Origin of the sequence: Actinomadura napierensis (assembly GCF_039529375.1) — a bacterium.
In the GTDB taxonomy this organism is placed as follows: Bacteria; Actinomycetota; Actinomycetes; order Streptosporangiales; family Streptosporangiaceae; genus Spirillospora; species Spirillospora napierensis.
Genome location: NZ_BAAAMR010000161.1, coordinates 1 through 16,374 on the forward strand (window position 1 = coordinate 1; position 16,374 = coordinate 16,374).

15 protein-coding genes, 2 tRNA genes and 1 pseudogene are annotated in these 16,374 nt (G+C 75.6%); 14 read left to right on the plus strand and 4 right to left on the minus strand.

Going from position 1 to position 16,374, the window contains the following annotated elements; all coding sequences use genetic code 11:
• Nucleotides 1-1,234: N-6 DNA methylase (locus tag ABD296_RS45520; protein WP_344283364.1), on the minus strand; the 1,234-nt coding region annotated here is incomplete at its 3' end.
• Between the two features lie 87 nt (nucleotides 1,235-1,321).
• Nucleotides 1,322-2,158, minus strand: coding sequence for a PP2C family protein-serine/threonine phosphatase (locus ABD296_RS45525; protein WP_344283367.1), 837 nt, complete (start codon nucleotides 2,156-2,158; stop codon nucleotides 1,322-1,324).
• 163 nt (nucleotides 2,159-2,321) lie between these two features.
• Between ABD296_RS45525 and ABD296_RS45530 the strand changes: the two genes are divergently transcribed.
• The 13 genes from ABD296_RS45530 to ABD296_RS45590 all read left to right on the plus strand — a co-directional run bounded on the left by ABD296_RS45530 (nucleotide 2,322) and on the right by ABD296_RS45590 (nucleotide 14,155).
• The gene (locus ABD296_RS45530) at nucleotides 2,322-3,170 is read left to right on the plus strand and encodes an SAM-dependent methyltransferase (RefSeq protein WP_344283370.1); all 849 of its coding nucleotides are present in this window, start codon (nucleotides 2,322-2,324) and stop codon (nucleotides 3,168-3,170) included.
• A 157-nt stretch (nucleotides 3,171-3,327) separates the two neighbouring features.
• Nucleotides 3,328-4,254, plus strand: a complete 927-nt coding sequence (locus tag ABD296_RS45535) for a metal ABC transporter solute-binding protein, Zn/Mn family (RefSeq protein WP_344283373.1) — start codon at nucleotides 3,328-3,330, stop codon at nucleotides 4,252-4,254.
• A gap of 5 nt (nucleotides 4,255-4,259) precedes the next feature.
• On the plus strand, nucleotides 4,260-4,913 hold the full coding sequence (locus ABD296_RS45540) for a metal ABC transporter ATP-binding protein (protein WP_344283400.1): 654 nt from the start codon (nucleotides 4,260-4,262) through the stop codon (nucleotides 4,911-4,913).
• Nucleotides 4,903-5,784, plus strand: coding sequence for a metal ABC transporter permease (locus ABD296_RS45545; protein ID WP_344283376.1), 882 nt, complete (start codon nucleotides 4,903-4,905; stop codon nucleotides 5,782-5,784). Before ABD296_RS45540 ends, ABD296_RS45545 begins: the two co-directional genes overlap by 11 nt.
• 153 nt (nucleotides 5,785-5,937) lie before the next feature.
• Nucleotides 5,938-7,023, plus strand: a complete 1,086-nt coding sequence (locus ABD296_RS45550; protein WP_344283379.1) for a rod shape-determining protein — start codon at nucleotides 5,938-5,940, stop codon at nucleotides 7,021-7,023.
• A gap of 43 nt (nucleotides 7,024-7,066) precedes the next feature.
• A tRNA-Cys gene (locus ABD296_RS45555) sits at nucleotides 7,067-7,137 on the plus strand.
• A 26-nt stretch (nucleotides 7,138-7,163) separates the two neighbouring features.
• Nucleotides 7,164-8,810, plus strand: coding sequence for a hypothetical protein (locus ABD296_RS45560; RefSeq protein WP_344283381.1), 1,647 nt, complete (start codon nucleotides 7,164-7,166; stop codon nucleotides 8,808-8,810).
• 55 nt (nucleotides 8,811-8,865) lie between these two features.
• Nucleotides 8,866-8,938, plus strand: a tRNA-Arg gene (locus ABD296_RS45565).
• A 34-nt stretch (nucleotides 8,939-8,972) separates the two neighbouring features.
• A complete protein-coding gene (locus ABD296_RS45570) occupies nucleotides 8,973-9,116 on the plus strand; it encodes a hypothetical protein (RefSeq protein WP_344283384.1) in 144 nt (47 codons plus the stop codon).
• A gap of 29 nt (nucleotides 9,117-9,145) precedes the next feature.
• Nucleotides 9,146-10,801, plus strand: a complete 1,656-nt coding sequence (locus tag ABD296_RS45575; protein WP_344283386.1) for an ankyrin repeat domain-containing protein — start codon at nucleotides 9,146-9,148, stop codon at nucleotides 10,799-10,801.
• Nucleotides 10,798-11,988 carry a MoxR family ATPase gene (locus tag ABD296_RS45580; RefSeq protein WP_344283387.1) on the plus strand — a complete coding sequence of 397 codons (1,191 nt, stop codon included), beginning with the start codon at nucleotides 10,798-10,800 and terminating at the stop codon, nucleotides 11,986-11,988. Before ABD296_RS45575 ends, ABD296_RS45580 begins: the two co-directional genes overlap by 4 nt.
• Entirely contained in the window at nucleotides 11,985-13,160 is a 1,176-nt protein-coding gene (locus ABD296_RS45585; protein WP_344283389.1) for a vWA domain-containing protein, read from the plus strand. Before ABD296_RS45580 ends, ABD296_RS45585 begins: the two co-directional genes overlap by 4 nt.
• Before the next feature lie 56 nt (nucleotides 13,161-13,216).
• Nucleotides 13,217-14,155: an MBL fold metallo-hydrolase gene (locus ABD296_RS45590; RefSeq protein ID WP_344283391.1), complete on the plus strand. Its 939-nt coding sequence runs from the start codon at nucleotides 13,217-13,219 to the stop codon at nucleotides 14,153-14,155.
• On the opposite strand, the gene ABD296_RS45595 is transcribed toward ABD296_RS45590, so the two are convergent.
• On the minus strand, nucleotides 14,156-15,334 hold the full coding sequence (locus tag ABD296_RS45595; RefSeq protein WP_344283394.1) for an FAD-dependent oxidoreductase: 1,179 nt from the start codon (nucleotides 15,332-15,334) through the stop codon (nucleotides 14,156-14,158). It abuts the gene before it with no gap.
• Between the two features lie 64 nt (nucleotides 15,335-15,398).
• Here ABD296_RS45595 and ABD296_RS45600 point away from each other — a divergent pair, with 64 nt between their 5' ends.
• Nucleotides 15,399-16,004 (plus strand): PadR family transcriptional regulator, encoded by a 606-nt coding sequence (locus tag ABD296_RS45600; protein ID WP_344283397.1) that lies wholly within the window; start codon nucleotides 15,399-15,401, stop codon nucleotides 16,002-16,004.
• Between the two features lie 48 nt (nucleotides 16,005-16,052).
• On the opposite strand, the pseudogene ABD296_RS45605 reads toward ABD296_RS45600, so the two are convergent.
• Nucleotides 16,053-16,374 (minus strand): annotated as a pseudogene (locus ABD296_RS45605) (hypothetical protein); the annotation flags it as partial.

Sequence of the window (16,374 nt, forward strand, 5' to 3'; positions counted from 1 at the left end):
GGCGCCGGGCCGGGGCGAGGTCCACCTCGTCGTCCAGCAGGTCGATGACCGGGACCGCCGCGTCCGCGCCCGCGCCGCGCGTGTGCCGGCGCCACTCCCGTTCGGCGCGGTCGAGATCGCCCTCGGCGTCCAGCAGCAGGACCGCGGCGGGCGGCGGCTCGCCGGGCTCGGGACGGCGCAGCAGCCACAGGTCGGGCCCGCCGGGCGCGAGCGTGATCACCGCGCGCAGCGCGCCGGCGCGCAGCAGGTTGCCGCGGATGCGGCGGCCCGGGCGGCGGCTGGCCACGGCGGGCGGCATCACCACCGCGACCCGGCCGCCCGGCCTGGCGTGCGCCAGGCAGTGCTGCACCCAGGCCAGTTCCGGCTCGCCGCGCGGCGGCAGCCCGTACTCCCAGCGCGGGTCGCCGGTCAGCTCCTCGTGGCCCCACGCGCGGTCGCCCGACGGCGGGTCGCAGACGACGGCGTCGGCGACCTCGCCGGGGAAGCCGTCGCTGCGCAGCGAGTCGGCGGTGACGACGTCGGCGGGCGTCCCGGCGAGCCGCAGCCGGACGGCGGCGATCCGCGCGGCGGCCGGGTCGCTCTCCTGGGCGAGCGCGTGCCGGGCACCGGACGCCGACAGCAGCAGCGTGCCGAGCCCGCAGGCGGGGTCGAGGACGAGGTCGCCCTTCTGGCAGGCGAGCCGGGTCATCAGCCGCGCCACGCCCGGGCGGGTGACGTCGAGGCGCCGCGAATGCGCCCGCACGTACCGCTCGATGAGGAAGTCGAAGGCGGCGCGGTGCCCGCGCTCGGCCGCCAGCTCGTCCAGCAGCGCGGGCAGCCCCGGGTCGCGCGGGACGGTCTCCGGCCACGGCGGCATCTCGGTGTCCCCGGGCGGCTGCGCCGCAGTGTCGTCGGGCGGCTGGGGCGCACTGTCCCCGGGCGGCTGCGCCGCGGTGTCGCCGCGCGACTCCAGGAGCCGCAGGCCCGCCCAGCCGACCAGGTCGGCCAGGCGGAAGTCGTCGCCGGACGCGCGCAGCCGCTGCCAGCAGCGGTCGCCGGCCGACACCTCGAACGGCTTGCCGTTGCGGGTCAGCCAGTCCTCGACGTCGGCGAGGGAGAACAGCGGGCTGGCCGCGGTGCCGCCGACGGGCCGCGGGAAGTCGTCGTGGCGGCGGCGCCAGTTGCTGACGGTGGCGCGCCCGACGCCCGCGAGCCGGGCGATGTCGCCCGCCGTGACGCCCGGGTCGCCGCTCATCCCGCCACCCTACTTGATCTTCTGGAACGTCCGTCCGCGCGCGGAACGCCCGTGAACAGCGTCAACGCGCGGCGGTCCCGGAGCGGGTCAGGCACGGCGGAGCCGGCGGCCGAGCCGGGCGAGGCGTCCCCTCTCGCCGCCCCCGGCCGCCGCGCCGATCAGCAGCGGCGCCTGCTCCCCCGGGTCCACGGGGCCGGCGACGACGTCCGCGACGACGCAGGTGACGTTGTCCAGGCCGCCCGCCCCGTCGGCCAGCGCGATGAGCCGGGCGACGGCGTCGGCGGGGCGGTCGGCCCCGGCGAGCACGTCGCGGATCGCGCCGGCCTGGACGAAGCCGGACAGCCCGTCGGAGCACAGCAGGTAGCGGTCGCCGGGCGAGGCGTCCCGGCGGAACAGGTCGGGCCGCTGGTCGCCGCCGCTCTGCAGCGCGCGGACCAGCACCGAGGCCCGCGGGTGGTTGGCCGCCTCCTCCTCGGTGAGCCGGCCGCCGTCCACGAGCGTCTGCACCATCGTGTGGTCGCGGGTGATCTGGAAGAGGTCGCCGGAGCGCAGCAGGTAGGCGCGGGAGTCGCCGATGTGCGCCACCGCGAACCCGGCGCCGTCCCAGGCCATGGCGGTCAGCGTGGTCCCCATCGCGCGCAGTTGCGGGTCGCCGTCGCCGAGCTCCGCCAGCCGCGCGGACGCCCGCGCCACCGCGGCGGCGAGCGCGCCGGCGGGGTCGGCGGGCTCGCGGTGACCGGGCGGTGCCGCGATGGTCCCGATGACGGTCGCGCTGGCGACGTCGCCGTGCGGATGACCGCCCATCCCGTCGGCGACGGCGAGCAGCGACGGGCCGGCGAACGCCGAGTCCTCGTTCACGCGCCGGTGCCTGCCGATGTCCGTCCCCGCCGCGAACCGAACCGCAAGGTGAGCCATGTCCATCATGAAAGCACGCTAAAACTCAATTCACAAGCAAGCCGTTCATGACCTCGCGTTACACGGCGCATCTCGGGACCGAAGGCGGCAAACGATCACCATGGGGCGGCGAAGTTGTATACCGTTCCAACCGACACCGATCCCCCTTCACTGCGCAGATGCGGAGCGGGCCGTGAGCGATGAGCAGCCTTCGATCGACGACATCCCGAACGACGTGCCGACCTCGGCGCGGGCCTATGGATGGCTGCTCGGCGGCAAGGACAACTACGAGGTCGACCGGCAGTTCATCCGGGGGCAGCTGGAGCACCACCCCGCCGGGCTGGACATCACCCGGCAGAACCGGCTGTTCCTGTACCGGGCCGTCCGGTACCTGACGGCCGAGGCGGGGATCCGGCAGTTCATCGACATGGGCTGCGGCCTGCCGACCGACGCCAACGTGCACCAGGTGGCCCGGCAGTTCGCGCCGGACACCCGCGTCGTCTACGTCGACATCGACCCGATCGTGCTCGCGCACGGCCGCGCCCTGCTGGCCGGCGACGAGCGCACCACGGTCATCACCGCGGACATGCGCGACCAGGGCGCCGTCCTCGAGCACGCGGACGTCAAGCGGCTCATCGACTTCGGCGAGCCGGTGGCGACGCTGTTCCTGTCCGTCGGGCACCACCTGCCCGACGCCGACGACCCGAAGGCGGTCCTGCGCGCCGTCATGGACCGCGCCGCGCCCGGCAGCCACCTGACGTTCTCGCAGGTGGCCTGCGACGACCCGGTGCGCAGCGCGGAGATGACCGCGCAGGTCACCGGCGCCGGGATCCCCTGGCAGACCCGCACGCCCGGCGAGATCGACGCGCTGCTGTCGGACTTCGACCCGGTGGAGCCGGGCCTGTGCAACCTGGTCGACTGGCGCCCGATGGACCTGCAGCCGCCGCTCGCGCCCGTCCCCGAGGAACTGCGCCGGTACGAGGGCGCCTCCAAGCAGGACACCGGCATCTACGAGTACGGCGGCGTCCTGCGCAAGCGCTGACCGCCCAGAACCTTCCGACCTCGCCCCCGTAGGCCACAGCGGCCCGCGGGGGCGACGTGTTTTCCGGCGCGGTAAGCGCCTCCTCCCGCCGTGGGACGCATCCGGACACTTCATGCTAAGTTGCATTGAAAACCGTTTTCATTTTCAGGAGCGTCCAATGTCCTCTCTCCCCCTGCGCGCCCTCGGCGCCGCCGTCGCGGTCGGGCCCGCGCTGGCGCTCGCCGCCTGCGGCTCCTCGTCCGAGGCCGGGTCGTCCGGGCCGTCGGGGTCGTCCGGCGGCACCGTGGCGGTCGTCGCCTCGACCAACGTGTACGGCGACATCGCGCGGACGATCGGCGGCGGCAAGGTGCGCGTCACCTCGTTCATCAGCGACCCGGCGCAGGACCCGCACTCCTACGAGGCCGGGACGCGCAACCGCCTCGCCCTGAGCCGGGCCGGGGTCGTGATCGAGAACGGCGGCGGCTACGACGACTTCATGGGCACGCTGCTGAGGGCCTCGGGCTCCAAGGCCGAGGTCCTCGACGCGGTGCGCATCTCGGGGCGGACGGCCCCCAGGGGCGGCGAGCTGAACGAGCACGTCTGGTACGACCTGCCGTCCATGGCGCTGCTGGCCGACCGGCTGGCCGCCGCGCTCGCCAAGGCCGACCCCGCCGGCGCCGGCGCGTACACCGCGAACGCCGCCGCGTTCAAGACCAAGCTGAAGGACCTGGAGGGCAAGGTCGCGGCGCTCAAGGCCGCTCATGCGGGTGACGGCGTCGCCATCACCGAACCCGTCCCGCTCTACCTGCTGGAGGCGGCCGGGCTGCGCAACGAGACGCCGGAGGACTTCAGCGAGGCCATCGAGGAGGGCGACGACGTCGCGCCGCGCACGATGCGCGAGACGCTCGGGCTGTTCAGCGGCGGGAAGGTTAAGGCGCTGGTCTACAACGCGCAGACCAGCGGACCGCAGACCGAGCAGGTCGAGAAAGCGGCGAAGGGCCACGGCGTCGCCGTCGTGCCCGTCACCGAGACCTTGCCGTCCGGTAAGGACTACATCTCCTGGATGGACGGCACCATCGCCGCGCTCGGGAAGGCGCTGTCGTGATCGCGATGCGCGGCGCGGCCCTGCGCTACGGCGAGCGGACGGTGTGGAGCGGCCTCGACCTCGACGTGGCGGCCGGCGAGTTCGTCGTGGTCCTCGGCGCGAACGGGTCCGGGAAGACGAGCCTGCTGAAGGTGCTGCTCGGGCTGCGGCGGCTGTCGGCCGGGACGGTGACGGTCGGCGGGCGACCGCCGCGCCGTGGCAGCGACCTCATCGGCTACGTCCCCCAGCACCGCGGCATCCCGCCGCACACCCCGCTGCGGGCCCGCGACCTGGTGCGGCTCGGCGTCGACGGGCACCGCTGGGGGCCGCGGCTCCCCCGCCAGGACGCGCGGCGCCGCGTCGACGAGGCGCTGCGCGGCGTCGGCGCTGAGGCGTTCGCGGACGTCCCCCTCGAACTGCTGTCGGGCGGCGAGCTGCAGCGGGTCCGGGTCGCGCAGGCGCTCGCGTCCGGCCCGCGCGCGCTGCTCTGCGACGAGCCGCTGGCCTCGCTGGACGCCGAGCACCAGCGGATCGTCAGCGAGCTGGTCGACCGGCGGCGCCGCGAGCACCGCACCGCCGTCGTGTTCGTGACGCACGAGGTCGAGCCGGTGCTGCCGCTGGCCGACCGCGTGCTGCACATGCCCGGCGAGCCGGGCCGGGAGGCGCGCGATGTGGCATGAGATCTTCAACTTCGACGACTACGGCGCGCTGCTCGGGCTCGTCCGCAACTCGCTGATCGCGGGCGCGGTGCTCGGGCTGGTCGGCGGGCTCGCCGGGACGTTCGTCGTGATGCGGGACCTGGCGTTCGCGGTGCACGGGATCAGCGAGCTGTCGTTCGCGGGCGCCGCCGCCGCGCTGCTGCTGGGCGCCGGCGTCGCGGGCGGCTCGGTCGCGGGCGCGCTGGTGGCCGCCGCGCTCATCGGCGCGCTCGGCACCCGGGCGCGCGACCGCGGTTCGGTGATCGGGGTGCTGATGCCGTTCGGGCTCGGTCTCGGCGTGCTGTTCCTGTCGCTGTACAAGGGCCGCGCCGCCAACAAGTTCGGCCTGCTCACCGGGCAGATCGTCGCGATCGACACGCCGCGCCTGTCGTGGCTGCTCGCGACGTCGGCGGTCGTGCTGGTGTGCCTGGCGGTCCTGTGGCGACCGCTGGCGTTCGCGAGCCTGGACCCGGACGTGGCGGCGGCGCGCGGCGTCCCGGTGCGCGCGCTGTCGGTGGGGTTCATGCTCGTCCTCGGTCTCGCCGTCGCCGTGTCGGTGCAGGTCGTGGGGGCGCTGCTGGTGCTCGCGCTGATCTGCACGCCGGCCGCCGCCGCGGTGCGGGTGACCGCGTCGCCGGTGCTGGTGCCGCTGCTCAGCACCGCGCTCGCGACCGTCTCGGTGGTCGGCGGGATCCTGCTGTCGCTCGGTGCCGGGGTCCCGATCAGCCCGTACGTCACCACGATCTCGTTCCTGCTGTACGGGGTGTGCCGCGCGGCCGGCGCCGTCCGGACGCGGCGCGGCCGGACGGCCCGGCGCCACCCGGCGCGGCGGCGCGACACCGTCTCCACATGATCTTTTGACGCCCGCTCGGTACTGGCGGCCGGGCGGCCCCGGACCCCCGGTCGCCGTATCGGATATTCCGGATCCCTGTTCGCCGGGACGTTGCGATTCGCTTACCCGCCGATGGGCATCGCCGCAGGTCGTGAGGGCATCAGCACTCTGCGAATGCAGGGCGACTGGGAGGGGGACGCGATGTGGGACTTCGCGGGCCGGGACACCGCCATCGACCTGGGGAGCGCGACCGTGCGGATGCATGTGAGGGACCGCGGGGTCGTCGCGCGCGAGCCGTCGCTGCTCGCCCGCTGCCTGCACACCGACAAGATCCTCGCCCTCGGCCTCCCGGCGCAGGAGATGGCCGGCCGCAACCCGGACGTGCGCCTCGTCCGGCCCATCCGTGAGGGCGCCCCCACGGAGACCGACGAGGCCGAGTACCTGATGCGCGCCCTCGTCCGCGCGCACCACGGGCGCCGCTACACCGCGCGGCCGCGGCTGGTCGTGACGGTGCCGAGCGGCATGTCGTCCGTGCACTACCGGGCGCTGCAGTTCTCGGCGTTCCAGGCCGGCGCGCGCCGCCTCACGCTGGTGCCGACGCCGATCGCGGCCGCCATCGGGATGGGGCTCACCTCGTCCGGCAGGCCGGAGGTCGTCGTCGTCGCCGACATCGGCGCCGACATCACCGACGTCGGCGTCATCTCCTTCGGCGGGCTCGTCACCTCGCACACCGCGCTCGTGGGCGGCTCGTCCCTGGACAGGGCGATCGTCGCGCTCGTGCGGCGCGAGCACAACGTGCGGATCTCGCCGGCGAGCGCCGAGGCCGCCAAGCTCGAGGTCGGCGCGGTGCCGCCGATCGGCCGCCGCCCGCTGCGGCAGACCGTGGTGCACGGCCGCGACCTGTCCACCGGCATGCCGCGCGGCATCGTGCTGACCACCGCCGACGTCGCGCGCGCCATCGCCGGCCCGGTCGCGGAGATCGTCACCGCGATCCAGCGCGGGCTGTCCGGCTGCTCCCCGGAGATCTCCGGCGAGCTGCTCGGCGTCGGCATCACGCTGACCGGCGGCACCTCCCGCCTGCCCGGCCTGGACCGGCTGATCCGCGAGCGCACCGGGCTGGCCGCGCGCATCGGCGACGACACGGGCGACGCCGCCGTCATCGGCGCGGCCGACGTGCTGCGCTCGGCCGGCTCGCAGGAGCCGCCGGCCCGCCGCAGCTCCCCGCGCCCGCACCTGCTCACCACCGTGCCGGAGCAGTGACGGGTCGTCCGGTCCCGCCGGGACGGCTAGGCTGCCGCCCGGCAGGGCCGTAGCGCAGAGGTCGACGCACCGCCTGCACGGCGGAGGACGCCGGTTCGATTCCGGCCGGTCCTGCCCTCGGTCCGGCGATGGAGGTGCGGGTGGCGTCCGATGCGCCCGCCGCCGGTGCGCCGATACCGGCGGCGTGGCTGCGCGCCTGGCAGCGGGTGCGCCGGTACCGGGTCCCGCACCGGATGATCGAGCAGGCGGAGCGGCACCGGCGGGCCGGCGACTGGCGGGGCGCCTGCGCGGCGGCGCACGTGGACGTCGCGTTCACGCTGGACGGCGTCGCGCGCGAGCACGGTCCCGAGGTGGCCCGCCGGCTCTCCGGCGATCTGCGGCATCTCGTCCCGGACCTGCTGCGCTGGCACCTGCCCCGCGGGCCCGGGGACATGACCGTCTTCGACGAGCACCTGAGGTTCGTCCTCGCCCGGTACGGCGGCGGCGACCGCGTCCTTCAGGTGACGGGACCGCCGTCCCTGGACGCGCCGCAGCGGCTGCGGCTGGTCTTCGGCGCCGACGTCCGGCGGGCACGCGACTGGACGGGCGCGCGGCGCCTGTTCGACGACCGCCACTGCGGGGAGCTGATCGACGACTACGGCGGCATCGGCCGGCTCCCGTTCTTCCATGCCGACGGGACACCGCTGACCGGGAGCGAGCCGCCCGCGTCCGATCCCGGTCCGGCGGGCGCCATGGCGCGCGCGGAGCTGTCGATGCTGCGCTTCGAGGACGGCGACGTCGCCGAGGCCTTCGACCTTGGCGGCTTCGAGCTCCGCCCGCCACCGGACCCGGACGAGCGCGAGGCGTTCCTGGCGACCCTCCGGCGGCGCGTCGGGCGTCCGCCGGTGCTGGCGGCCCGGATGCGCCGCCTCGCCGCCGGGCACGGCCCCGACCCCGTCATCGCGGTCCTCGGATCGCCGTACCTCCCGCGCGGGACCGTGGCCGCCGAGGCGAGCGCGGAGGGCGGGCGCCTGTTGCTGAGGCCCGCGGCGCCCGGGGAGTACCGGACCTCGGCGGCCCCGGACCACTGGCGGCACTTCCCCGACGCCGATCTGCTGCTCGCCGGGCTGGTCGCGCCGGACGAGCTGCATCCGCTGGTCCGCTCCGCGCTGTTCCCCGGGCGTCCCGCCGCCACAGGACCCGCCGGGCCGCCGGATCCGGAACCACCCGGACCCGTGCGGGTCCGCTGCCAGGGCGAGTGGCACGAGGTCCGCTGGTCCGGCGGCGCGCTGTCAGGGCCGCACGGCGCGGACGAGGATCGGCGCGAGCAGGCCCTGCGCGCGCTCGGCGGCGAGGTCTCCGGCTGCTTCGCCGTCCGGGAGATGTGGCGCACGGCCCGCGGCCGATTGCCCCGCGAGTTGCGGCGCCAGCGCGGCGAACTGTTCCTGCGGGCGCTGCACGGCGACACGGCGGGCGTGCTGCGCCTGCTGGACGCGGGAATGGACCCCCGCGTGCGCGACGGCGAAGGACGCACCCTGCTGCATCGCCTGCACACCATGGACCACCGCCTGATCCTGCCGCGGCTGCTGGCGGCCGGCCTCGACGTGGACGCGCGCGACCGGGTGGACCGCACGCCGCTGTCCACGGCGGTCGCCTGCCACGGCTCGCCGGCGGCCGTCCGCGACCTGCTGGAGGCCGGCGCGAGCCGGGACGCGGAGGCGTTCGGAGGCGGCATCCGGGGGACGTTCGGGCGGCTCGTCCGGTACTGCGGGCGCAAGGACCTCGAACCGCTGCTCGGCGGGCCGTGAAGATCACCGAAATTCGGGTGGTTCGCCGGGATGGTTCCGTTACGCTGCCGGTGGCGGGGCTGTAGCGCAGAGGTCGACGCACCGATACCGCATGTTGGGGGACGCCGGTTCGAATCCGGCCGGCTCCGCCCCGGATCCGGCCGACGGGGGCGAGGGAGAGCAGTGACGGCCGTTGCGCGGGCCGATGAGCCGCGACCGCCGGTCGAGGGCGAGCCCCCTCGCCCCGACGAACTGGCGGCCCGCCTTCGGCTGCGCCCGGTGACCGAGCACCCCGACGTGCACGCGATCGCGGGCGTGCACCGTTGATGCGTCCAGGTCAGGGCCTCTTGTTTCCCGTGTCCCTGCGGACGTGGCGCCAGGTCCGCCGGTACGCGGTGCCGCGCGGGTGGATCGAGCGGGCCGCCGAGCGGCGGTTGGCTGGGGACTGGCGCGGCGCCTGCGCGGCGGCGAACGTCGACGTCGCGTTCGACACGGCGGACGTCGGCCGCGAGTTCGGCACGGACGTGTCGGCGCGGCTTGAGGACGACCTGCGCCACCTCGTCCCCGACCTGCTGCACTGGCATCTGCCCCGGGACGTGACCGGCCGCGGCGGCCTCACCGCGCTCACCTCCGGGTTCCGGGCGGTCCTCGGCAGGTACGGGACGGGCGGGCGGGGACCGGCGCCGGTGCTCGCGGTCGCGGCACCGCCCTCGCCGTCGGCCCCGCAGCGGCTGGCACTGGAGTTCGGCACCACGGTCCGTGAGTCCGCGGACTGGTCGGTCGTGCCGTACCTGTTCGACGACCGGCACCACCGCGGGCTGCTCGGCCACTACGGGGGCGACGTCCGCGCGCCGTTCTTCGCCGCGGACGGCACGCCCCGCGATCTCGCCGAGTTGCCCGCGTCCGATCCGGGCGCGTCCGATTCGGATGCGGGCGACCGCGCGGCCCGCAGCGAGTGGGCCGCGCTGCTCGCCGAGCGGCCGGACGGCGGCGACGAGGCCACGGCCGCCGCCTTCGCCGTGGCCGGCATCGGAGTGATCGTGGAGGAGCGGCCCGGCGGGCGCCCGACCGAGCGGCAGACCTGGTCCAGGCTCGCCATGCTGGCCGGACGCGCGCCCATGCTCGCGCACCAGATCGAGCGCCTGACCGGCGACGGCCCCGCGTCGCTGTCGATCCGCCTCCCCGATCACCACTTCGGCCTGCACGTGGAGGCGGGAGGACGGCATCGGCGCCCGCTGATGTGGGTGGCGTCCCGTGAGGAGTCCATGCGGCGCCGCTCGTCCCCGGGCTGCTGGCACGCCCTTCCCGATCTCGCCCTGCTGCGCGCCGGGATGATCGCGCCGGACGAGCTGCATCCGCTCGTGCGGTCCGCATTGTTCCCCGAGGCCCCGGCCCCGGCCCGGCCGGCCGGGCCACCCCTCGCGGAGCCCCCGCCGCCGGTCCGGGTGCGCTGCCAGGGTGAGTGGCACCTCGTCCGCTCCGGCGGAGGCGGCCTGGAGATCCCGCACGGCGATGAGGAGCGGCGCCGGGAGCAGGCGCTCGGGGCGTTCGGCGGCACCGTGAACGGCTGCTTCGTCGCCCACCGGACGTGGACGGCGGGAACGGGATGGCTGCCGCGCGCGCTGCGCGCGCACCGCCGGGAAGTGTTCCTGCGGGCGGCGCACGGCGACACCGCGGGCGTCCTGCGGCTGCTGGACGCGGGCCTCGACCCGCGTGTCCGCGACGGGCGCCGCTGGACGCTGCTGCACGCCCTCTACGCGATGGACCACGAGGTGCTGCTGCCACGACTGCTGGACGCCGGCCTGGACATCGACGCCACCGAGCACGAGGGGTGCACGCCGCTCCTGGTCGCGGTGATGAACAACGGCTCCCCCGGCCTGGTGCGGGCGCTGCTGGACGCGGGGGCGGGCACGGAAACGCCGGACGGCGCCGCGCGGGCGGCCGGTCGTCCGGACACGCTGGCGAAGGCGATCAAGCGAGCGAAGCGCGAGGATCTGGAGTCCCTGCTGTGACCACCGAGACCGTGACGGGGCCGCTCGACGCGGCGGACGAGCTGAACCGGCGGGCCGCCGCCTGGCGGGCCGAGCCGGCGCGCAGCGTGCAGCTGGAGGCGCTCGCGCTGGCGGTGTCGGCGAACATCCCGGTGCTGCTGTGGGGCGAGCCGGGCATCGGCAAGTCCGCGGGCATGGAGCGGCTCGCGGAGGGCCTCGGGGTGCCGCTGGAGACGGTCATCGCCAGCGTGCACGAGCCGTCCGACTTCGCCGGGCTGCCGATCATCGGGGACGACCCGGCCGCGACCGGGGTGCCGATGGCGCCGCCGGACTGGGCGGTGCGCCTCGCGCGCGCGGGCCGCGGCGTCGTGTTCTTCGACGAGCTGTCGTCGGCGCCGCCGGCGGTGCAGGCGGCGCTGCTTCGGGTCGTGCTGGAGCGGCGGGTGGGCAGCCTGCGCCTGCCGGAGCCGGTCCGGGTCGTCGCGGCGGCGAACCCGCCGGCGAGCGCGGCGGACGGATGGCACCTGTCGCCGCCGCTGGCGAACCGGTTCGTCCACCTGCACTGGACGCACGACCCGCGCACGGTGGCGCGCGGGATGGCGGGGACGTGGCCGGAGCTCACCGTCCCGGTGGTGGACGGGTCGAAGGCGTCCGCCGCGATCGCCCGCGCGCGCGGCGCGGTCTCGGGGTTCCTCACGGCGCGTCCGGGCCTGGCGCACCACCTGCCGGAGGACGCCGAGGCGCGGGGCGGCCCGTGGCCGTCGCCGCGCAGCTGGGAGATGGCGCTGCGGCTGCTGGCCACCGGGTACGCGACGGGCGCCGGGCAGGACGCGGTGGCCGCCGCGGTGGCCGGCGCGATCGGCGACGGCGCGGGCATCGAGCTGCTCTCCTACCTGGAGGAGCTGGACCTGCCCGACCCCGACCGGGTGCTGGCCGACCCGAAGGCGTTCGCGCTGCCCGAGCGCGGCGACCGGCAGCTCGCGTTCCTGACCGCGGTGGTCTCCTCGGTGCAGGGCGACTGCACCCGCAAGCGCTGGGAGGCGGGCTGGGAGGTGCTGGCGAAGGCGGCCGACGCGGGCGTCCCGGATGTCGCGGCACGCGCCGCGTCCGACCTGGCGGCGCTGCGGGACGTCCGCTGGCCAGTGCCGCCGGGGATCGACGCGTTCCTCGACATCCTTCGGTTGTCCGGCGCCCTGCCGGGCGCGTGACCGCCGTGCTGAACCGGACGAAGCTGCTCGCCGCCCGCTTCAGGGCCGCCGGTGACCGGCCCTACCTGGCGTCCGCGCTGTACTCGCTGACGGTCGTGCCGAGCGACGGCCTGCCGACGATGGGCGTCGACCGGCACTGGCGGTGCTACGTCTCCCCCGCGTTCGTGGACGCCACGCCCGTCGAGGAGCTGGCGGGCGCGTGGATCCACGAGGCGGCGCACCTGCTGCGCGACCACCACGGCCGCGCGTCCCGGCTCCCGGCCGCCGACCAGCGCGACCACCGGCGGGTCAACATCGCGCAGGACTGCGAGATCAACGACGACCTGCTCGCCGACGGGCTGCCGCTGCCCGCCGGCCGGGTGCACCCCCGCGACTTCGGGCTGCCCGAGGGGCGGATGTTCGAGGAGTACCTGAACGGCGTCCCGGCGCAGCCGCACCACGACTGCGGGTCGGGCGCGCACGGCGTGCCGATGCCGTGGGAGCTGGACGGGGCGGGCGCGCCGTCGGTCAGCGCGACCGAGGCGGAGGCGCTGCGGCGCACGACCGCGGAAGCGATGCGCGCGCACCGGCGGGCGCGTGGGCACCTGCCCGGCGGGTGGTGGCGGTGGGCCGACCAGGTCCTCGAACCGGTCGTGGACTGGCGGCGGGTGCTGGCGGGCGCGGTGCGGGAGGCGGTCGCGTGGGCGGGCGGCGCCGTCGACTACACCTACCGGCGGCCGTCGCGCCGCACACCGGCGCTGCCCGGCGTGGTGCTGCCGAGCCTGCGCCGCCCGCTCCCCCGCGTCGCGATCGTGATCGACACGTCCGGGTCGATGGGGGACGGCGAGCTGGCGGCGGCGATCGCGGAGGTCACCGGGGTACTGCGGGAGGTCGGCGTGCGCGGCAACCGGGTGAGCGTGCTGGCCTGCGACGCCGACGTGCAGGCGGTGTCGCGGGTGACGTCCGCCGGGCAGGTCGAGCTCGGCGGGGGCGGCGGCACCGACATGCGGGTCGGGATCGCGCGGGCGCTCGCGGAGCGCGACCGCCCGCAGGTGGTGATCGTCCTCACCGACGGGTACACGCCGTGGCCCGCGGAGTCGCCGTCCTGCCGGCTGATCGCCGCGCTGGTCGGCGACGGCGCGCCCGACCCGCCCCGGTGGGTGGAGACGCTCCGGATCGAGCGGGCCGCGTAGATCCTGGCAGGGCGTCGCGGGGCCTCGTAGGGTACGTCCCGGACGAGGGAGGTCCCATGAGCGACGCGCCCGGACGCGACGGCCCCGGCGAGCCCCGGCTCGAGGAGGTGTCGGACGGAGTGTTCGCCTACGTCCAGCCCGACGGCACCTGGTGGATCAACAACACCGGCTTCCTGGCCGGCGAGCGCGGTGTGATCAGCGTCGACGCGTGCTCGACCGAGCGCCGCACCCGCGCCTACCTCGACGCGATCGGCCGCGTCACCGACCGTCCCGTCCGGACGCTGGTGAACACCCACCACCACGGCGACCACACCTTCGGCAACTACCTGTTCCCGGGCGCGACCATCGTCGGGCACGAGCGGACCCGCGAGAACGCGCTCGCGTGGGGCAGGCCGTTCGACGAGCCGTTCTGGACGAAGGTCGACTGGGGCGGCGTCGAGATCGAGCCGCCGTTCCTCACCTACGCCGACGGTGTGACGCTCTGGTCGGACGAGCTGCGCTGCGAGGTCCGGCACGTCGGCACCGCCGCGCACACGACCAACGACTCGATCGTGTGGATTCCCGAGCGCCGCGTGCTGTTCTGCGGCGACCTGCTGTTCAACGGCGGCACCCCGTTCGTGATGCAGGGCTCGGTGGCGGGCGCGATCGCGGTGCTGGAGCAGGTCGTCGCGCCGCTGGACGCGGCGACGATCGTCCCGGGCCACGGTCCGGTCGCGGGCCCGGAGCTGATCGGCCGCGTCCTCGGCTACCTGCGGTTCGTGCAGGTGACGGCGGCGGAGGCCAAGGCCGCCGGGCTCGCGCCGCTGGAGGCCGCCCGGGAGACCGGCCTCGGCCCCTACGCGGAGCTGACCGACGCCGAGCGCATCGTCGGCAACCTGCACCGGGCGTACGCCGAGCTGGACGGCCTGGAGCCGGGCGGCGAGATCGACACCGCCACGGCCCTGCTGGAGATGGTCGACTACAACGGCGGGCGGCCCCTGACCTGCCGTGCGTGATCAGCCGGCGACGCGCTCGTCCCAGTCGACGCGGAACCGCTGCACGAATCCGAACATCTGCTCCGGGTCGACCGGCCCCGCCGGTCCGCCGGCCGACTTCTCCTTGTTCGTCTGCGCGGCGGCCGCGGCGATCGCCTCGACGCGCGGGCGCCGCAGGTTCTCGTAGGCGGTGAACGCGGCGGACGGGCCGGGCAGGTCGCGCAGGCAGCGGGCCAGTTCGAGCGCGCTCTCGATCGCCAGTGAGGCACCCTGCCCGGAGCTGGGCGACGGCGCGTGGGCCGAGTCGCCGACGAGCACCATCCGGCCCCGGTGCCAGTGCGGGACGCGCGGCATGATCTCGATGCCGCCGAGGACGAACAGGTCCTCGGCCCGGCTGTGCTGGAGCAGCGCGTTGCCGGGGACGTCGTCGGCGTGCAGGCTGCGGAGCCGTTCGAGCCATTCGGCGGGCGGCGTGTTCCGCGACGCGAACGCGGTGGCCGCGTCCGGCTCGGGGACGTTGCTGAACCAGGCGACGCGGCCGTCCGGCATCCACCAGTAGCCGAGGAACGCGCGGGCGCCGAACGCGAAGTACATGACGTCGGGGTCGGGGGTCACGCCGCTGCCGGACGCGAACCCGCCGATCCCGATGAGGCCGGTGTACTCGGGGCCCGGCGCGTCCGGGTCGATCAGGGTGCGGACGGTGGAGCGGATGCCGTCGGCGCCGACCAGGACGTCGGCGGTGGCGGTGGTGCCGTCGCCGAACCGGGCGGTGACGCCGTCGGCGCTCTCCTCCACGCCGGTGAGCCGCTTCCCGTATTCGATCTTGATGCCGTGGTCCACCGCGTGGTCGTACAGGGCGCGGTTCAGGTCGGCCCTGGCCAGGACGTGGCTCGGCGGCAGGCCGGGGAGCCCGGCGAACTCGGCGAACCGGTTGCCGGCGCCGTCTCCCATCGCCATGCCGGGGATCGGGCGGCCGGCCGCGCGGACGGCGGCGCCGGCGCCGACGACCTCCAGCGCGTTCAGGCCGTTCGGCGCGACGGTCAGCGCCGCGCCGCCGTCGGAATCGCCGGGGTGCGCCTCGTACACGGTCGCGTCGATGCCCGCCTTGCGCAGCGCCAGCGCCGTCACCGGGCCCGCGATCCCGCCGCCGATCACCAGGGCCGTCCGTACCGGGGTCATGTCGTCTCCTCGCGTCGTCATGGCCTCATAGTCACACTGAAACTAGTTTCAAGTCAACTAGTGCAGCTGAAGCTAGTATCGGTGCATGAGCTCACCGGTCCGCAGTTCCCCGCTCGCCCTGACCGTGCTGGCGCTGCTGCACACCCGGCCGCTGCATCCGTACGGGATCCAGCGGCTGATCAAGGAGTGGGGCAAGGAGCAGGTCGTCAACGTCGGGCAGCGCGCGAGCCTGTACCGGACGATCGACCGGCTGAACGCGGCCGGGCTGATCGCCGTCCGGCAGACCGAGCGCGGCAGCCAGTACCCGGAGCGGACCGTCTACGAGGTGACCGGCGCGGGCCGCGAGGCGGCGCGGACGTGGCTGCGGGAGATGCTCGCGGCGCCGAAGCGGGAGTTCCCCGAGTTCCCGGCGGCGCTGTCGAACATGATGCTGCTGCCGCCGTCCGAACTGCTGGACGTCCTGGACGAGCGCCTGCGCGCGCTGGAGAAGGACCTGGCCGGGCTGGACGCGAGCCTCGGCGAGGAGGAGAAGATGGGCCTGCCGCGCATCACCATGCTGGAGACGGAGTACTTGCGGGCGGTCACCGCCGCCGAGACCGGCTGGGTGCGCTCGGTCGTGGACGACCTGCGCTCGGGCCGCCTCACCTGGAGCAAGGAGATGCTGGCCGCCTTCGACAGCGGCGCCCGCTGACGGCGCCCGATAACGGCGTCCGATACGGCGCAGCGAAAAGGGATCTCGTCAGCGGAGTTCGGCGGTTACCAGAAGGCGGATGTGGGCGGTGGCCCAGGCTTCGGCGGTGCGGTGCGGGTCGTCGGCGGTGAGCGCGGCGGCGAGGTCGGCCAGGGTGGCGGCGGCGGCGCGCAGGCCCGCGCGCCGCAGTTCGGCGCCGGCGCGGGCGATGCGGTCGGGCAGGGCGGGCGTGGCGTGCAGCAGGCCGCGGTGCGCGGCCTCGGCGCAGACGTCGAGCGCGGCCCGCACGATGTCGCCGAGCGGGTCGGCCGGGGCGGCGGACGGGCCGGCGGGCGCGGGGGGGCCGGTGCCGGGGGGCAGGGGCGGGAAG

Bases quoted from the DNA above. Each gene is read 5' to 3' on its own strand.
- ABD296_RS45525 (WP_344283367.1), bottom strand. From the start codon at position 2,158: ATGATGGACATGGCTCACCTTGCGGTTCGGTTCGCGGCGGGGACGGAC.
- ABD296_RS45535 (WP_344283373.1), top strand. From the start codon at position 3,328: ATGTCCTCTCTCCCCCTGCGCGCCCTCGGCGCCGCCGTCGCGGTCGGG.
- ABD296_RS45540 (WP_344283400.1), top strand. From the start codon at position 4,260: ATGCGCGGCGCGGCCCTGCGCTACGGCGAGCGGACGGTGTGGAGCGGC.
- ABD296_RS45545 (WP_344283376.1), top strand. From the start codon at position 4,903: ATGTGGCATGAGATCTTCAACTTCGACGACTACGGCGCGCTGCTCGGG.
- ABD296_RS45550 (WP_344283379.1), top strand. From the start codon at position 5,938: ATGCAGGGCGACTGGGAGGGGGACGCGATGTGGGACTTCGCGGGCCGG.
- ABD296_RS45590 (WP_344283391.1), top strand. From the start codon at position 13,217: ATGAGCGACGCGCCCGGACGCGACGGCCCCGGCGAGCCCCGGCTCGAG.
- ABD296_RS45595 (WP_344283394.1), bottom strand. From the start codon at position 15,334: ATGACGACGCGAGGAGACGACATGACCCCGGTACGGACGGCCCTGGTG.
- ABD296_RS45600 (WP_344283397.1), top strand. From the start codon at position 15,399: ATGAGCTCACCGGTCCGCAGTTCCCCGCTCGCCCTGACCGTGCTGGCG.